The organism is Streptomyces endophyticus, assembly GCF_035798155.1.
GTDB lineage: Bacteria > Actinomycetota > Actinomycetes > Streptomycetales > Streptomycetaceae > Streptomyces > Streptomyces endophyticus.
In genome coordinates this window covers 1-330 of the sequence record NZ_JAOZYC010000105.1, presented here as the reverse complement: position 1 = coordinate 330, position 330 = coordinate 1, and the positions used below count along the sequence as shown (strand labels likewise).

Sequence of the window (330 nt, the reverse complement as noted above, 5' to 3'; positions counted from 1 at the left end):
GACCAGGTTTCGACGTGGGTTGCAAAGCAGTGCAGGGCATACCGAGGCCTAGTCACCTCGTAAATAAACTAGAAAAAAGTATAGTCGCAAACGACGAAACTTACGCTTTAGCCGCTTAATCCCGGCTGAACGCTGCACCGAAGGGTCTCTCGGTCGGGCCAGGTAACTGGCAGCAGCGTCATAAAGAGAGACTCGTGTTGTATTGGGTTACTTAATACAACACTAAACTTAAGGTGACTCGCCTCACATTTGCTTGCTCGTTGGTGAGTGTGTGGTTAAATTAAACAACACAGCTAAGTATGTAGAACTGTCTGTGGAGGGCTTGCGGTC

General features: G+C 48.5%; 1 other RNA gene. It reads left to right on the top strand.

Annotated elements, in window-relative coordinates:
- Positions 1 to 2 precede the first annotated feature (2 nt).
- Positions 3 to 330: a transfer-messenger RNA gene (ssrA, locus tag OKJ99_RS15530) on the top strand.